General features: G+C 44.5%; 13 protein-coding genes. 1 reads left to right on the plus strand and 12 read right to left on the minus strand.

Annotated elements, in window-relative coordinates:
- Window positions 1–75 precede the first annotated feature (75 nt).
- Window positions 76–1071 carry a serine hydrolase domain-containing protein gene (locus NYE58_RS29640; protein WP_081387614.1) on the plus strand — a complete coding sequence of 332 codons (996 nt, stop codon included), beginning with the start codon at window positions 76–78 and terminating at the stop codon, window positions 1069–1071.
- Between the two features lie 148 nt (window positions 1072–1219).
- Here NYE58_RS29640 and NYE58_RS29645 read toward each other — a convergent pair whose 3' ends face one another.
- The 12 genes from NYE58_RS29645 to NYE58_RS29700 all read right to left on the minus strand — a co-directional run bounded on the left by NYE58_RS29645 (window position 1220) and on the right by NYE58_RS29700 (window position 16153).
- Window positions 1220–1996: a Cof-type HAD-IIB family hydrolase gene (locus tag NYE58_RS29645; protein ID WP_076277614.1), complete on the minus strand. Its 777-nt coding sequence runs from the start codon at window positions 1994–1996 to the stop codon at window positions 1220–1222.
- A gap of 131 nt (window positions 1997–2127) precedes the next feature.
- Window positions 2128–3216 (minus strand): low temperature requirement protein A, encoded by a 1089-nt coding sequence (locus NYE58_RS29650; RefSeq protein WP_076220415.1) that lies wholly within the window; start codon window positions 3214–3216, stop codon window positions 2128–2130.
- A 199-nt stretch (window positions 3217–3415) separates the two neighbouring features.
- A complete protein-coding gene (locus tag NYE58_RS29655) occupies window positions 3416–4408 on the minus strand; it encodes a carbohydrate ABC transporter permease (protein ID WP_081387615.1) in 993 nt (330 codons plus the stop codon).
- Between the two features lie 3 nt (window positions 4409–4411).
- On the minus strand, window positions 4412–5287 hold the full coding sequence (locus NYE58_RS29660; protein WP_081382489.1) for a carbohydrate ABC transporter permease: 876 nt from the start codon (window positions 5285–5287) through the stop codon (window positions 4412–4414).
- A gap of 4 nt (window positions 5288–5291) precedes the next feature.
- The gene (locus NYE58_RS29665; protein ID WP_076277615.1) at window positions 5292–7664 is read right to left on the minus strand and encodes a DUF5696 domain-containing protein; all 2373 of its coding nucleotides are present in this window, start codon (window positions 7662–7664) and stop codon (window positions 5292–5294) included.
- Between the two features lie 18 nt (window positions 7665–7682).
- The gene (locus NYE58_RS29670) at window positions 7683–8297 is read right to left on the minus strand and encodes a YIP1 family protein (protein WP_341003737.1); all 615 of its coding nucleotides are present in this window, start codon (window positions 8295–8297) and stop codon (window positions 7683–7685) included.
- Window positions 8294–9784: an NHL repeat-containing protein gene (locus tag NYE58_RS29675; RefSeq protein WP_076277617.1), complete on the minus strand. Its 1491-nt coding sequence runs from the start codon at window positions 9782–9784 to the stop codon at window positions 8294–8296. Before NYE58_RS29675 ends, NYE58_RS29670 begins: the two co-directional genes overlap by 4 nt.
- Before the next feature lie 11 nt (window positions 9785–9795).
- Window positions 9796–10656, minus strand: a complete 861-nt coding sequence (locus NYE58_RS29680) for a carbohydrate ABC transporter permease (protein WP_036679629.1) — start codon at window positions 10654–10656, stop codon at window positions 9796–9798.
- Between the two features lies 1 nt (window position 10657).
- On the minus strand, window positions 10658–11623 hold the full coding sequence (locus tag NYE58_RS29685; protein WP_076129175.1) for a carbohydrate ABC transporter permease: 966 nt from the start codon (window positions 11621–11623) through the stop codon (window positions 10658–10660).
- Window positions 11620–14100, minus strand: a complete 2481-nt coding sequence (locus NYE58_RS29690; protein WP_341003738.1) for an extracellular solute-binding protein — start codon at window positions 14098–14100, stop codon at window positions 11620–11622. Before NYE58_RS29690 ends, NYE58_RS29685 begins: the two co-directional genes overlap by 4 nt.
- Window positions 14028–14549 (minus strand): hypothetical protein, encoded by a 522-nt coding sequence (locus tag NYE58_RS29695; protein WP_341003739.1) that lies wholly within the window; start codon window positions 14547–14549, stop codon window positions 14028–14030. The genes NYE58_RS29690 and NYE58_RS29695 overlap by 73 nt, the downstream gene beginning before the upstream one ends.
- Before the next feature lie 167 nt (window positions 14550–14716).
- Window positions 14717–16153, minus strand: coding sequence for an ABC transporter substrate-binding protein (locus NYE58_RS29700; RefSeq protein WP_341003740.1), 1437 nt, complete (start codon window positions 16151–16153; stop codon window positions 14717–14719).
- Window positions 16154–16158: the final 5 nt, after the last annotated feature.

Raw genomic sequence — 16158 nt, forward strand, 5'->3', positions numbered from 1 at the left:
ATACAGATATTTTCTTGTATTTTCCATAATTATTTAACGACAGGAAATTACGACATTTTTGTGATGTGAGCTATAATGGTAAACAGTTGCAGCTATAATTCATCTAGAAAGGGGGTCACCGACATTACTGACTGGAACCTTCAGCCGCTTATTGACGGTATTACTAACCTAGACATTCGCAGTTGTTTGATCATTCAACATGGAGAACCCATACTGGAGCATTACCGCGATCCACAAATTGCTGAAGAGCTTGGCAAAATCAACTCGTGCACCAAAAGCGTACTCTCCGCCTTAGTTTGCATAGCCATAGATAAACAAATGATTCCACCTCCAGACACACCTATTTCTTTATTTTTTCCTTCATTAAAAGAAGATCGTGACCCACGTAAAAGAGAGATCACTATCGAACACTTATTAACGATGACCGGAGGCTTTAACTGGACAGAGTTTGGTGGGCAGAATTCTTTTCCGGCCATGACTAAAACCGCAGACTGGATAAAATTTGTGCTTGCACAGCCATTAGCTCATACACCAGGAACCGTGATGACTTATAACTCAGGCTCCTCTCAGCTCTTGTCCGCAATCCTGCGTGATTGTGCTGGACAGGCGGTTGCAGAATTTGCCGAAGATCAGCTGTTTCAACCACTTGGCATTCAAAGCTATCACTGGGAGAGCGATCCGCAAGGCATACATACCGGTGGGTTCGGACTTCATCTGAAGCCGGAGGATATGCTGAAATTCGGCTTACTTTATTTGCAAGAGGGACGCTGGAAGGATCAGCAGATCCTTTTTTCAGATACAATTCAGCAATCTACCCGCCCTTACGTTGAAGCCAATCATCCGCAAAAAGGATTCTACGGCTGGCATTGGTGGGTATCCCAATTCAATGCAGGTTCAGAGCAACAGCCCAACGAGATCCCTTATTATTTTGCACTCGGCTTTAAAGGGCAGCATATCATTGTAGTTCCTGCTTACGAGCTGGTTGCCGTTATCACCGCGGATAAGTACAAAAAAGGCTCTCCTGCAAATGTTTTCGGCCGATTTATTGTGCCGGCTCTTCTAGGGCAGTAAGAACCAGGAATCACATGCAGTTCTATGTGTGGATACCACACAATCCATAAAGCAGCCGCAGCCATAGACTGATAAAGTCTTGGGCTGTCGCTGTTAGATTTGTACAAATGATCGCTATTAATTTTTCTTCAACTCGTTTGCTGCAAGCTTAAATGACACCAAATTTCTTTAATGCGTAGGCTATCCCGTCTTCACTTGCTTTTTTTGTAACAAAATCGGCTTTTTGTTTTAACTGTTCCGCTCCGTTTCCCATCGCAATTCCCAACCCCACATACTCCAACATGTCGATATCATTCCCACCGTCACCAAACGCGATAGCCTCTGACTTGCTAATACTCAGATAATCCAGCACTTGTTTAATCGCCGTTGATTTAGAAACTTTTGTTTCTTCAAGCACATTCATAACGTATCCGTGAAAACGTTCGAACCGTAATTCAGGAAATCTATCTTGGAATTTTTGCGCTTCATTTTCGTCCGCATACAAGCATATACAGTAAACCTCCTCTGGCAGAGCGCTCAATTTTTCGGGATATTGTGTAAGACTCAAAGTCTCCTTTAATGCCTTCATAACGCGCTCATCCTCGGAACCTATTCCGTTCATAGTTAAAAATTCGGTGAAATAGGACATGCCATGTCCGTTCAACTCAGCAAAAGCCGAGAGTTCCCGCACGGTTTCTGTTGAAAGCGTTGATTTATAGATAACGTTATCCTTACATTTGATAAGCGCACCGTTAGCAGAAATAAAGGTATCAATGCCCATAGACTTGAACTCTTCACATAAGTTATGCGGTCTCCCTGTTGCAACTACGACTTTAATTCCTCTCTCTATCAACTTCTCAATTGCTTCTATCGTGCTAAGTGGGATACTTCTATCAATTTCACTCTTTAGAGTACCGTCCACATCAAAAAATACAATCTTATACATATTATGAAATAAGCCTCCCCGTTCGATCGTAACTAGATAGATTATATTTCATGGGATCTAAAACAAGAAGTAAGCCGATCACACGGATCAGCTTCCTTCTTGTTTTCTTATTCAGCTTCGGCACAACAAGCTTACGTCGTTAATTTTGCATATACCACAAAAAATAACATCATTTCACCAATGATCAGGTAATTAGGTATAAGGAACAACAAATCTACTGCGAAAAAAACACCAAGTAAACCTAATAACAACGCCAAATGGAATATCCCTAACCGTTGCTGTATACGTCTATATTTATGGAAGACCAGTGAGGTAGAAAAGAAGTAGAGCAGGACCGATCCAAAAACAAAACACACCATAAATATATAATTTAATTGATCTAAAAATAACAGTTGGATCGAAGCTGCAATCATACTCAAGGATACATAAATAAATAAATGCCCGTAAATTATGGTTTGCCCGGCAGTCTCTATAGTCTTATCCACTTTCTTTTCAACATTATCAAAATATTGCCACCACATAGCTATAATTAATAGAAAAGTTAATAATGCAAATACAATAGATTGCCACGTCCAGTGGCTAGACTGTAAAACCGCAAGGATACTGACCACTGATTCCCCAAGCAGAATAAGTGTAAACAACGAGAAGCGTTCCAATAAATGATGAGTATTGATCGGACTTTTTACCAAGTATTTCCGGCCTACTAATGGAAGCAGAATGTCTACAGTAATTCCCGCATACAAAACTACATAACGCATCCAAGAGTCAAAGAAAAGTGATAAAGAAGAGATCACTAATCCAATCCAAAATCTGCTTCCCAAATACCGGGCAGTGCCCTTTCTATCAGCCGCTTCATTCTTATTTATCGTAAGATATTGAATGGCTGTCATAGCTCTTAAACCAACATAACCTATTAAGAATGGCATATAATATTGATCAAAGTTAACCGATAAGCTCGCCGTCATTATTAATACAAAAAATAATTGTAGAATCAAGAATATCCGATGTGAAAAGATATCTTGCCCAAACCGATTCACAAAAAGCGATTGCCCTACCCAAGCCCACCAGATCGGAATAAATATTAAGATAAATTTGGATAAGTATTCAAGTGGAATTGTACCCGCCTCTACATGCAATAGGACATGGCTCGCTTTTGAAACTGCTGCTACAAAAAGCAGATCATAAAATAGCTCCAGCCAAGTAACTTTCTTCTCAGCAATGGATACTGTGCTGTGCTCAAATCCCGATGTGCGTTTATTCATCGTCTGACTCCCTTGGTTTGGATGTGTATTTCTAATACAGTTTATCGAATACTTATCCATCTTAACCGAATTGATATACTAATTTGAAGACCCTTTACCTAAAAATAAAACCAGCAAGCCTCCACACAGGGAGCTTGCTGGTTTTTAGTAAATAAAGTTATTCCCCGGCAATACCGGAGCGTTCCACACTTTCTACAAAATGACGCTGTACGAACAAATACAGAATCAGAATTGGCAGAATGGTTAGAATACACGCTGCCATAACCTGATTCAGTCCAGTTGGGGCCATCCCAATAGAACCCGAAGTCATTTGCGACATCGTCTCCGCTGCCTGATTATTGGAACCATAAAACATCGCTAATCGCTGCGACAGATTATAGAAATCCGGTGTTGTTAAATACGTATTCGGTTCAAAGCTGTCATTCCAGTGCCATACCACAGAGAACAAGAATACGATCAGCATTGCCGGCTTGGCGATAGGAAACATGATTTTCCAGTACGTTCTGAATGCGCCTGCACCGTCGATACGTGCTGCTTCCTCCAACACTTTAGGCATGCCGCGATAGAACTGAATAAAGATCAGTACGAATAATGCCCCCTTCAACCCGTGCCCAAACATAGAAGGAACCACAAACGGCAAATGTGTATTAATCCACCCCAAGTCACTAAAGAACAAATACAGTGGCACAACAATCGTCTGCGGTGGAACTAGAAAAGTAAACAGCAGCAGAACGAAACACACTGCGTAGCCTGGAAAACGGTATCTGGCAAAACCATAACCGATTAAGGAACAGCTTAAGATTTGCAGAACCGCACTCCCGAAGGAAATAATCGCACTATTTGCGAACCCGGCCCAGAATTTAAGCGAATCCCATGCCAGAAAATAGTTGCCAAAACTAATCTTTTTCGGAAGCCATTGCACTGTGGCATCGGCCACGTCTGTTACTTGCATCATGGATTTGGATACCATGTATAACAAGGGATATAGGAATACGAACGTTAAGCTGAGAATAACCAAGTAATAAAAAGCGATATTCAGCACCTGAAGCGAACGTTTCACGACCCTGTCCAGCCTGCCGCTTGCTTTTAGACGAGTTGTCAGATGTTCCATGTTCGTTGTCCGAACCTGCTTTACGGATTCCTTCAACATCTTCTACTTCCTCCCTTCGGTGGCACCGAGCGACTTGCTGAATAACAGGAAGACCAAACCCAGAACCAAGAAAATAAATACAAAATAAATCCAGCCCATCGCTGAGCCATATCCAAAATCATTATTCTTAAAGACGACATTCAAAATATGACTCATGATTTGATTATCTGCCTTCGTGAATGAGCTGACGATACTAAACAATGTGTTTACGAGCATCATCGGCATAATCATCGGGAAGGTGATTTTCCAAAAGCTCTCCCACGCGGTTGCTCCATCACATTTGGCCGCTTCATACAGTGAAACAGAAATCGTCTGTAACCCCGCTAGAAAAATCAGAATTTGCACGCCAGAATCCCACATCACCAGCGTTAAAGATTCTGCATATTTCAGCAATGACTTCAAAATGTCGCCGGGGATAAAGTTATGGAGCTTATCATATAAATCCTGATTATAAAAAATTGGTAAATTTGCGGCACCCTGATCCATCAATTTGCCCAGAATCGCCCCTGAAGCAATGATGACCGGCAAAAAGAATACGCCACGGAAAAAGGTTTTTCCTACGAGTCCGCGATTTAGCAGAATCGCACAAAAGAGCGAAAAGATAAGAATTAACGGAACCTGAGTCACCGTCGACACCATCGTCGATTTGAGCAGAGGCAAGAAATTAACATCTGTAGTAAAAGCGGCGCGATAATGCTCCATCCCAACAAAAGTGGCCAGTAAGCCGCCTTTGCTCACTTGGAGATCCTGAAAGGAATAATACAAGGAACGGCCCAGCGGAACAGCCATAAACACCAGAAATCCGACCAGCCACAGGCCGATGAAGGAATATCCTTCAACGAAATAACGCGCTCGCATCGATAGCTTTGATTTTTTCACTTCATCATCCTCCTGTTACCGCATAGCTGAATGCCTCGACGGTCTGACCAGACACGTCAACGGACTGCTCATTATAGTTGACTATAATGCTCACACCGTTTGCATAAGTCGTCCGAAAGACCTTACTTTGCAGCTGCTCATGATTCGTCATTTGCTGGTTGCTAATGCTGTCATAGACCTCTTTCAATGCGAGATAATTCTGCACAGAAGGTGCCAGCCAGTTCTCAAGACTAGAGCTGAACAGCCGGTCTGCCATGGTTCTCTGAAGATCGCTAGTCGGAGCATAGGTTAATTCATAACTTGGAAGGGCTCCATATTCCAGCGCCCGTAAGGTTTGGTTACGGGAATCATCGTACAGATTAACCGGGCTTGCTGTATAAGGCACTAAGCCGTGTAACACTAGTTGATAAAAAGGAATCGCCCGATCTGTATAGACAAATTGACTGGAGTCGAGCGGCACCTGATCAATCCGGTTCACATGTCCTAATGTATAGGCAAAACCATAATCTACTGCCGTGTTAAGCTCACCCTTACGGAAGTTATCCAATGCATTAACATAAGTATCTTCTGTAAGCTGGCGGTCCGTATTGGATTTATTATCCTCATCGGAGTATAGCAAGCTTCCAAAGTGTTCAAACTGTACACCCTTCACACCCAGATCCTGAAACTTGCTTAACTCAGCATTACTGCGTTTTGCGATAACACTAGGTTTCATTAAATAGAAATAATCATCCGTATTCCACCGGGTAGAGAGATAATAGACGTACTGCTTCAAGACTTCACGATTAATACCGCGCACAGCATCTCTGCTTGCCTTCACGCCGTTGCTATCTTGGAAAGGTTTCACGTAGTTAGCTTTCAAATAAAGATTTACGCCCTTGCCTGCGGCATATTCCTGAAGCTCTTTAAGTCCCTTTTTGCCTCCCAGCTTCTTCTCAACAGGGAATTGTTCTGGCTGGTTTCCGTATAAACCATTTTTGGACCATCCCTCGATCGTAATCTCTAGCTGAGTAACACCCTCTGCCTGATATTGATCAATCATGTCCTTGATTTGTTTAAACGTAGCTGCTTCTATAAAAGTTGAACCGATGACTTCATCACGTGAAATCCCACCGAGCACTTGAAGATACAATGGCGTGTTCTCAAGAACTACTTCCTTGACCTTTTTCTCTTCCATTAAGTAATTACGGTATTCCTTCGCCATCCCAACGTAGTTGGCTTCCTCACCTTGGAGCAGAACATAACGTACGCTACGATCGGTTTTGATCATCTCACCCTGATAATAAGGAATTTGGCCGGAATTGCCGACAAAAATAACATCATCCTTGCGCAGGGTAAATTCACTTGATGCTCTATAAAGCGAAATAGCGCGAATGCCTGATGGAACACCGTTGATTTTAGCGTCGGTATCTCCCTTAGTAACAATTGCTAAATATCCTGTGTCTCCCTGATAGATTCCAAACACTGGCAAAGCGATAGCTTTTTTAAGAGGTGCCGCCTTTTGCCAAGAGTTATCCGTAATTTCATGATTTTGTTTCACGAAGGTTTCGTCCCCGCCGTAAATGTATTCAGAATAACCTTTCAAATAAGCGGGATGATCTTTCCGAAACTCCAGCAATGCCCCTGAACCATCTGGAAGCATCATTGCCCCCTCTGCATCTTCTCTAGCCGCATGAAAAAATGGCAGCACCTCCAGACTCGTGAATTTCGCATTCCCCTCTTCCTTCAAATACTCCTGTGGAATGGAAGCCTCAAATCCATTAGCAGTCAGTCTGTACTCCAGAGCAAAAGAAAGCTTCAGGCTAATAAAAGCAAACTCCGCGCGGACGACATCTTGCTCAATCGTTACGGTAACCGTGGAGTCTTCATCTTTAAGTGGGTAGACCTGTGTAATATCAGCCCCCTGTGTGTATCTGGCATAAATCGGCGCGGTCGTGTATTTCTTAATATTTGGCATGGCTGTTCGCTCCAGCTGTGGAGATCCAAGCCACTCCTTGTTTGTGATTTTGTCTGTGATGCGAAGATTCCCCGATTTCTCATCTACATATAAAATATAGCGTTCGTTCTCCAGTGCTTTTGTTCCAGGCGTGACCGGCTGCAGCTCAACCTTCTGAACAAGTGCTGCTACAGCTGCTGGAGCCTGCTCTTCTGCCGGAGCCGTGGTCTCCTTTTCTTGCACAGCAGTGGCCTGCCCTTCAGCTGGTTCAGTCACCACCGATGTTTCCTCTTGCCCAACCTCTTTGCTTTCTTCAGTCTGAACAGACTGCGCAGCGGTAGACGGATCGGCGGAACTGTGTAGGGGTTGAACATTTATCACTGCGAACAGCATCATCACAACAATACAGAGAATGCCCCGCACTTTAACTTTTTTTCTCATCGTGTTACCTTTCCCTCCTTACGCGCGCAATCTCAACTCTTTGAGCAGATCGACAATAAATGAAACAAATTGATTGGAAATACCAAACAGCAAAATGCCTACAAACCAGAGAATGGCGATCCCTATTACACTGATTATGGTGATAAAAATAACCTTGCGAATCTCAAAATCATGCAGGATCTTCACCTTCATTAAAATCAACCAAGCCACCCATAGAATCACAAACTTGTGCAGCAGATTGAAGGTTGAAGCCTCATCCAGCGAAAGGACCAACGTTAGCAGTGTGACTGGGATGATAAAGAGCATGTATGGAACAAGCGCAAAGGCACTACCCACAAAAATCTCTTTAAATTTCCCCTCACCATCCATAATCGTACTGACACCCCAGTTCGAAATACACCAGGTCAACCAAGGAACGATAAGCCAAATAAACTCATGAAACATAGAGATTTCATGCGGCTCTCTAGTTTGAAAAGCATACCCTGTAATCAGAATCGAGATCATTCGTGCCACAAAGGTCAGTAGAACGATGGCAATCCCCTGTATCCAGCGGATACGCTGCTTTCCTTGAATATCGTTATAGAACTGATAAGGATGAACTACAACCTGATGAATCATTCGCAAAGTGTTCATCCAATCTCCCCCTTTGCCGGGTCCAAAACTGCCTTGTTTCCTCTATACAGCCAGGCATGGAATCTCCGGTATAATCTCGGCGCACTCCAGAACAGTACTAAGAACAGTCCAATTCCGCCGGCGAAGAAATAAGTAAAGTGCTCCCGGATATACAATTTACGATATTCGCGGAAAGCGGATGAATAGTCAGCTTTGGAATTTGAAAGCTTGAAATAGCTCATAGATTCCTTATATTGCTCTGCTTTATAAAGCGCTTTGCCAATAGCCTGATAAGCCATATCATAATTGGCGTTCAATCGCAGCACCTCTTGCCATAAGGATTGCGCTTCGTCATAGCTGCCATCTACATATAGCAAAGATGCCTGATGAACCAAATCCGCAAACGGCGTGGTCCGGAAGCGATCGATTCTGCCCCGTCCTTTATCCACTACATAGATCAAACCATCAGCGGTTTGATCTACGGCGGAAGGAGTCACGAAGAGTCCATTCTGATCCCCAATCCCGCCGAAGCTGAATAACAAATTCCCCAGCTTGTCATATTGAAAGACTTTACTGGACTGCAAATCCAGCGCGGTTATAAATCCGTTCTTATCAATACTGATCCCCATAAAGGAAGCCATACTGAATGGACCCTCGGAGTAATAATCGCCATACCAGTGTTTACCAATGTTCAGCGTATCTACGCCTACCGGAGATAACCGTTTGATCTGGTTATACTCTTCGCCCAGGGTTGTGCTGTAGATAAATCCTTCTTCATCCAGATCCACGTTGGAGAACTCAGAAGGTTTAACGGTCGCCAGCTGGTTCTGCTGCTCTTTGGTGGCCACCAGCTTAATTAAGAGTCGTGTCCAGGAGAAGCCTACATGGTTCGCTCCATAGAACCCCTTGAACTTACCGCCCGAGTCAATTTGCAGCAACCCCTGCGTGTTACCATCGCTCACCACATACATATAATCACGCTTATCTACAACTAATTTAGAAGGAGAATAAGAGAAATTAGCACCCAGTAATGGGCTATCCGGTTTTAGAAACTCTTTTACGAACTTGCCATTTTTATCAAAAATAGCAATACGCGCGTTTTTTGTATCTGCTACATATACCGTTCCATCCTCTTTCACGAATACACCCTTCGGCTCCTGCAGCTTGCCGCTGCCTTCCGCATCACCGATCAGATTTAGCAGACGACCGTCCTTATCCATATGAACAATACGGCTATTGCCCGTGTCTACTACGTAGAGTGAATCGTCATCACTAATAAAGAGAGATTCCGGATTTTTGAAGGACCCCGTATCTGTTCCTGTTGGATCGATAGAAGAATCGTAGAGATAACCATTAATCGAGCGGACCTCATTGCCGGACTGATTCCACGTATACCCCTCATACGGGGCTTCGCCAGCTAGCGCCTGCCCTGGAAGCAGCAGCACTGGCAGTGTCAGCGTCACCAGTAGCCCTGTTAGCAGCATTTTTTTCATATTACGTCTTATCATCATGACTCCCCCTATTCCTTCAGCCCCGAATGGGCCATTGTCTGAAGCACCATCCGCTGCGTTAATATAAAGACAAGAATAGTCGGGAGAATCATCAAGAAGCTTGCTGCCGCCAAAGTACCTACCCTAGCAACGACTCCGGCTCCACCACTGATGGTTTGGATGGCAAGCGGCAATGTCTTCATTTCCTGAACAGTCGTATAGACCATTGAAGGATACGGATCATTCCAAGCAGAAATGAAGCTAAATAAAGCAAAAGTCGAAATCGCCGGTTTAAGCATTGGCATCACAACCACCCAGAATACCTTCCATTCTGAAGCCCCGTCTATGCGGGCCGCCTCTAATAAAGCGTCTGGAAGCTGCCGCAGGAACTGGGTCATAAGAAACATTCCCATCGGTGCAGCCAGATAAGGTAAGATCATTGCAAAATACGAATTCATTAATCCGCTGCGGCTAATCAGCAGATATTGCGGTATTTGCAATACTAAGGGTGAAAACATCAGCGCCGCCACAATCATACTAAAGATAGCGCTTTTAAATGGCATATTGTGCTTGGCAAGCGGATAAGCCGCCATTGCTGAAATTAAGACACCCCCGACCACAATCCCCGATGTAACGACCACGCTATTGAAAATAAACCGTGAGAACGGCACCGCCGAAGTTCCGGTAATTAACAGCAAATCACGAAAGTTCACCAACGTCGGATTCACTACGAAAAACCGCGGTGGGAACAGGAATAGTTCGCTTGTTGGTTTTAAAGCAGTCACTGCCATATAGACAAGTGGCAGCAGCATAATTAGGCCAAACACCGTTAAGAACAGATATAAAAAGATGCCGCCATAGTCAATACGCCGTAAATTTATTTTGTGCATCCTAATCCCTCCCCAGCACTTTGAAGATGAGACGGTTGAGCCCAAGCATCAAAGCGAACAGTAATACAGCAATCGCTGACGCATATCCCATCTCAAAGCGGATAAATGCGTAGTCGAACAGATGCGCCATAATCGTATGGCCTGCATAAAGGGGACTCGGAAATCCAACAAGCCGCATACTGACGTCAAATACGGTAAGCGAACCGACCACCTGCATCACCGCACCGAATAACAGCTGCGGTTTGACGCATGGAATCGTAATGTACCATAGCTCCTGCCAGCGGTACTTGACCCCATCAATTGAGCCAGCTTCATATAAATCTGTCGGTACATTTTGAAGTCCGGCCAGAAAAGCAAGGAAACCTACCCCCATACTCATCCATAAGGAAACTATGATGATCACCGGTACGATCGAATCTACATTTTGTAGAAATAAATAAGGTTCATTGATAATCCCCAGCTGAATGAGCCAGTGATTGAGCAACCCCTTGCGGTCGCCGGCGAACAAATACAACCAAACCACGGACATTGCTACTGCACTTGTAATCGATGGCACATAGTAGCATAGGGTATAGAAAAAGCGGAACTTCTGCGGAATCTGGCTAATCAGCCAGGCCAGCAAGAAGGCCATAATATAACCTATCGGACCTGTAATAATGGCAAATTTCAGCGTAATCCCAACAGCTTTAAGAAAGATATCATCGTCTACAAACAACAGCTTATAGTTAGAGAAGCCAATGAATCTCGGTGTCTCAATAATGTTGTAATAGCTGAAGCTTAAAACGACGGACATGATAATAGGAACAATAGTAAAAACGGTGAACAGAATCAGGAAAGGGGCCAAGAAATAATAGGAAACTTTATTTTTCTTGATATCCAACCAAAGCTGCGCCCATTTCCCGGGAGTTTTCGTCGGCTGCATCTGTACGGCTTCGTTCTGTGCCGGTGTAATTATTTCACTACTCATTTCTGACCTCCTTCCTCTTTAGCGCTTGAAGTCTGGGAAGTTTCAATTCCGAACTCTTCGCGTTTCTTACTAAGCTCTTTATTGATTTCACGCACACCTTGCTCCATCGCCTCCCGCGGGAATTTACCGTTGAGCACAATTTCATTCCAGATGTTGGCGATATGCCGGGTCGTGTAATATCCTCCAAGCACCACTTCGCGCTCTTTAAACCACTCCCACTGTTCCATAATGGCGTCGATATCTTCTTGCTGCCACGGCAGACGTTTGAGTGCTTCAACATTGGCTGTATTCCAACGAGCTTCAACACCCAGCAAAGACTCAAGCTCTGAGCCGAAGTTCTCCTGTGCATCCGCACTGGTCCACCATTTCATGAACTCCCAAGACTCTTCTTTCATATCCGTATCCTTAAAAATAATTCCTGTCTGTGCAAGCCCGCCTGTAGAACGGTTAATCTGTCCATCGGCTTGTTCAATACCCGGCATTGGTTTCATGCCCCACCAGCCTGTCAATTCAGGTGCGGCAGTAGATAACAGAATGTATGTGGAATAATCAGCAACGCCGATTGGCATCTCTCCAGAACGGAAACGGTTATAGAAATCCGCTTGTTTCTGCAGCTTGTAGTTCGTAAAGAGTCCCGTCCACATTTTCATAGCTGTCAGTGCTTCTGGTGAATCCAGATCAGACAACATCCCATTATTCTTATAGAAATCTCCACCATACTGGAATAAGAACGGCGCAAACTCATTAATGGCTAGACTCGGATTGTTCGGGGCATGTGGATAATAGAAGTCCATCCCGTTTTGTTGCAGCACAGGAATCAGTTCCATAACCTCTTGCCACGTATTCGGAATATCCTTCTCGCTAATGCCCAGCTGTGCCATAATATCTTTCCGGTAAAAGAGCATCGTGAAGTTCTGATTCTCCGGCAATGCGAAGTCTCCGTTATCATACTTATAAGGAATCAGTGCACCCGCTCTGAAACGTTCAGCAACCTCTTGATAATCTGAGAATTCATTCAGATTCACGAGTGAATTCCGCACCGCGAAGTCAATCGGCACTTCACCCTCAACCCCCAGTGCCACATCGGGAGCAAGTCCGGCAGTATTGGCTAATAACAGAATCTGCTTCTGATCCGCTGCAAGCGTAGGAATAATATTGACGTTCACCTTGATGCCCGTGTTTGGTGTAAAGTCCTCATCCACCATTTGCTTAATGATCTCCGCCCAATCACGTCCACGAGAGATCCAGACATCCAGCACCTTTTCATTTTTGTACGTATTCCCTATGCCGCTGTAATCCTTTGTAAAAGAACTAAAGAAGTCATACGTCATCGTCCCTACACGGGTATACCAAGGAGCCGCGTCTTTAGGCCATGGCTGATCTTCCGACTTCACTTCAATATAGTCCATTACAATACTCTGCTTCATTAATCCGTTGACCCATAAGCCAAGCGATGACTGCAGATCCGTAAATTGCTGAAGACGACCTGGAATACTTGAGGTATCCTTCGCCATTTCCAGGAACCGATCACGTGCTTCATAAAGCGTACTCAGCTCAGAGCTTCCATCCGCAACGCCAAAAGCATACATATCCTGCACAGCATCATCCAACGTCCGCGCCATCAAATGTAAACGTGGCACAAGATTAGGAATGTTCTGCTCCAGCTGCCAATCCCCGTTTGGATCGGGGTTCGTTCCCGTTACCTGCGTGATTTCACGTCCCAAAAGAGACATTTTATGTGTAGTGTTCAGCACAGCTTCAATCATTCCGCCTACACCCGATACTTGAACTTCCATCCGCAACGTATGCTTGCCTTGTTCGAGATAAAAGAAGTATTCTCCGTCCTCATTTCCCAGCTTGTTTACTTGCCATTCCGCTTTGTAAGGGAATTTCAAGGCATTCAGCTCTTGGAACGGTACCTCGCCATCAATCATAATCCGGCGTTCCACCGGTATCCCGTTTAGGAACCACTGGCCGTAACGAATTGCGATATTATAGAGCCCTGTCTCAGGAATCTCGAAATCCCATTCCGCCCATTGTCCACCCGTACGCCACCCGACACCCCCAAAACTATTAAGCACAATAGCATCTTTGTTAAAAGGTTCGGTGAGTGGCTCCCGGTCCTCGATCCGCTTCAGCGTTGGATCTGAACGAAGGGAGGATTCTTCTGCCTGAATTTTGATCACTTGATTCTGAACAGGCTTGTAACCCTTATTCTCATACTCCTGCTTCACTTCCGCATAAGTCGGGAGCGGTTCTGGAGAAAATATTCTCAGTTCACTAAGTGCAGCCGGTTCCCGGATGGCTTCCAGCTTCACCGTATGCTCCCCTTTGGTCAGATAAAAGCGAAAGGGATCCGCAGTTCTGGCCTCAGCATCTCTAAACTCCCGATATTGCCAGCCTGTTACCTCTTCCCGCTTGGGATTAAACTCATTCCCTTGATTGTCCAGCCATGGCTCTGCACTTTCTTTCCACATCCGCTGGAATTCCATTTTTTTACTTGAGAGAATAAATACTCCCCATCAATCTTTACGCTTCGAATGATCGAGGATCGTTTACCAGGAAGGGCATAATACTCCATCCCCATCTGATATAACCCATCTGCCGGAACCGTAAATGTATATTCCACCCAGCTATCCTCTGCTTTAAGCGCTAGTACCTTGCCGGGTTTTCCACCAAGATCCGTCATTACCTCTGTACCTTCAGCACTAATGGCCGTATAATCCTCCGAAGGAATAGCAAGCGTAAAATCCGATGAGTCCTTTGCTCCATCCTGCTGTTTTTCCTCGTAATAGCTTAAGTAAGAGGCTTCGAGTTTTGAATTCACACTATCGCTTTCTAAAATAGAGCTTTCATCAACATCCGCATAAACGGGGACGCCCTCCATCGCTGAATTATCAAACCCTCGTGATTGATTCCACCACATTAGGGAGACTCCTAAAAGTACCAGTAACAACAAACTAATCTTATATTTTCGCAGTATGCGTAACACGCATCGGTCTCCTCCCATCTTTACGGGCCTCTCGGACTTAAGTGAATACAAGCAGGGCAGCTCTGGCAATTGCAGGCTGCCCCTCCTGTTATTAGATTTCCTTACGGCTGCATTCCTATTGCCTTTTTAAAGGCAGCAATTTCTTTGGAAGCTTGCTTCAAGACATCATCACCAATTTTTTGAATAGCCGTCTTGGAATCTGTGTTCTTAGCCAGTGCATCACCGATCGCCGCTATAAAGATTTCCCAGCCCTTGTTATCTACTGGTGTAAGGTGTTTGACTGGAATATCGTTGCTTAATTGCTCATATAGTTTAAATTCCTCTTGCCCACCCAGATATTCATTTTTAGTGTTTGCGTACCAATCAAGACTGGAAATATCCTTGTAACCCGGCTGAATGGAATGTTTTGCCCAAATTTTCCAAGCATTTTCACTTCTCATGCTCCACTGAATGTAAGCCCATGCCGCTTCTTTATTTTTGCTTTGCGAAGGGATAACAAAGCTTGAGCCGCCCATTCCCACGTTAATTCCTATTGGCAAACGGGTTACCTTCCATTTTCCGGCAAGCTCAGGGAATGTTTCCTGAAGTCCGCGCGCTCCAAATGAACCCGATACGACACCAACTAAATCACCTTTCAGAACTAGCTGTTTACCTTCGTCTGAGCCATAACCGATATGAGGTGCCCAGCCCAGCTGTTGTCCACGTTTTGTAATATCAAGAACTTTCACCATTTTGTCCGTATTACGTGTCCAGTTCATATCCTTATCAAAGTAGCCGACTTCATCTCCTGCCCATACGATCGGGCCATCGCTCCACTCCATGAAATATTTACCGTTAGCTTTCAAAATTTGAGCCAGGTTCAAGAGATTCTCTTCATCTTGCATGTATTCACCAAGCTCAGCAGGATCACTTGGCAATCCAAGCTCTTCAAAAATGTCTGCACGGTAGTAATAAACCCCCGGTGTCATATCCCAAGGCATACCAAGCAGCTGTGAGCTGTCCGGTGTCATCCAACGTTCCCAGTTATATGGAGCAACCAGATCTTTATATTTTCCAGCGTTATAAGGCTCTTCCAAAAGATTCTCCAGCACATTGCCCGCCATATAACGATTCAACTGGTACATTTCCACTTCTGCTACGTCCGGTGCCCCGCTACCTGCGGCGATTGTCGTTTGCAGCTTGTCATGCAGGTCGCCAAAGGGCATAAATACCGTCTTCAACTTGATTCCAGGATATTCAGCCATAAATGCAGCGCCGACTTCCTCGAACACTTTTTCATTAAAGGCCCAAACGGTAACCTCACCTTGAATATCTTTGCTTGGCAGGTCGTTGGCAGGATCTGTTGCTTCCGTGCCCTCAGTAGCTGTTGCATTGGTTGGCTCACTAGCATTATTGGTTTTTCCAGTGTTCGTTTTCCCGTTGTTAGCTGCATTTTTATTCGTCGTTGAGCTTCCAGCGCTGCTACAGGCTGACAGAATAAGCACAAAAACCATTACCATACATACGACTAAACTGCTCGTTTTTCTTTGCGAAATCATAACCT

Origin of the sequence: Paenibacillus sp. FSL L8-0708, assembly GCF_038009325.1 — a bacterium.
In the GTDB taxonomy this organism is placed as follows: Bacteria; Bacillota; Bacilli; order Paenibacillales; family Paenibacillaceae; genus Paenibacillus_AQ; species Paenibacillus_AQ odorifer.

What these genes read in the sequence shown, in the direction of transcription:
- NYE58_RS29665 (WP_076277615.1), bottom strand. Translation starts at nt 7,664, where the DNA reads ATGAGAAAAAAAGTTAAAGTGCGGGGCATTCTCTGTATTGTTGTGATG.
- NYE58_RS29680 (WP_036679629.1), bottom strand. Translation starts at nt 10,656, where the DNA reads ATGCACAAAATAAATTTACGGCGTATTGACTATGGCGGCATCTTTTTA.
- NYE58_RS29645 (WP_076277614.1), bottom strand. Translation starts at nt 1,996, where the DNA reads ATGTATAAGATTGTATTTTTTGATGTGGACGGTACTCTAAAGAGTGAA.
- NYE58_RS29640 (WP_081387614.1), top strand. Translation starts at nt 76, where the DNA reads ATGGTAAACAGTTGCAGCTATAATTCATCTAGAAAGGGGGTCACCGAC.
- NYE58_RS29695 (WP_341003739.1), bottom strand. Translation starts at nt 14,549, where the DNA reads ATGTGGTGGAATCAATCACGAGGGTTTGATAATTCAGCGATGGAGGGC.
- NYE58_RS29670 (WP_341003737.1), bottom strand. Translation starts at nt 8,297, where the DNA reads ATGAACACTTTGCGAATGATTCATCAGGTTGTAGTTCATCCTTATCAG.
- NYE58_RS29700 (WP_341003740.1), bottom strand. Translation starts at nt 16,153, where the DNA reads ATGATTTCGCAAAGAAAAACGAGCAGTTTAGTCGTATGTATGGTAATG.
- NYE58_RS29690 (WP_341003738.1), bottom strand. Translation starts at nt 14,100, where the DNA reads ATGTGGAAAGAAAGTGCAGAGCCATGGCTGGACAATCAAGGGAATGAG.
- NYE58_RS29655 (WP_081387615.1), bottom strand. Translation starts at nt 4,408, where the DNA reads ATGTTGAAGGAATCCGTAAAGCAGGTTCGGACAACGAACATGGAACAT.
- NYE58_RS29675 (WP_076277617.1), bottom strand. Translation starts at nt 9,784, where the DNA reads ATGATAAGACGTAATATGAAAAAAATGCTGCTAACAGGGCTACTGGTG.
- NYE58_RS29685 (WP_076129175.1), bottom strand. Translation starts at nt 11,623, where the DNA reads ATGAGTAGTGAAATAATTACACCGGCACAGAACGAAGCCGTACAGATG.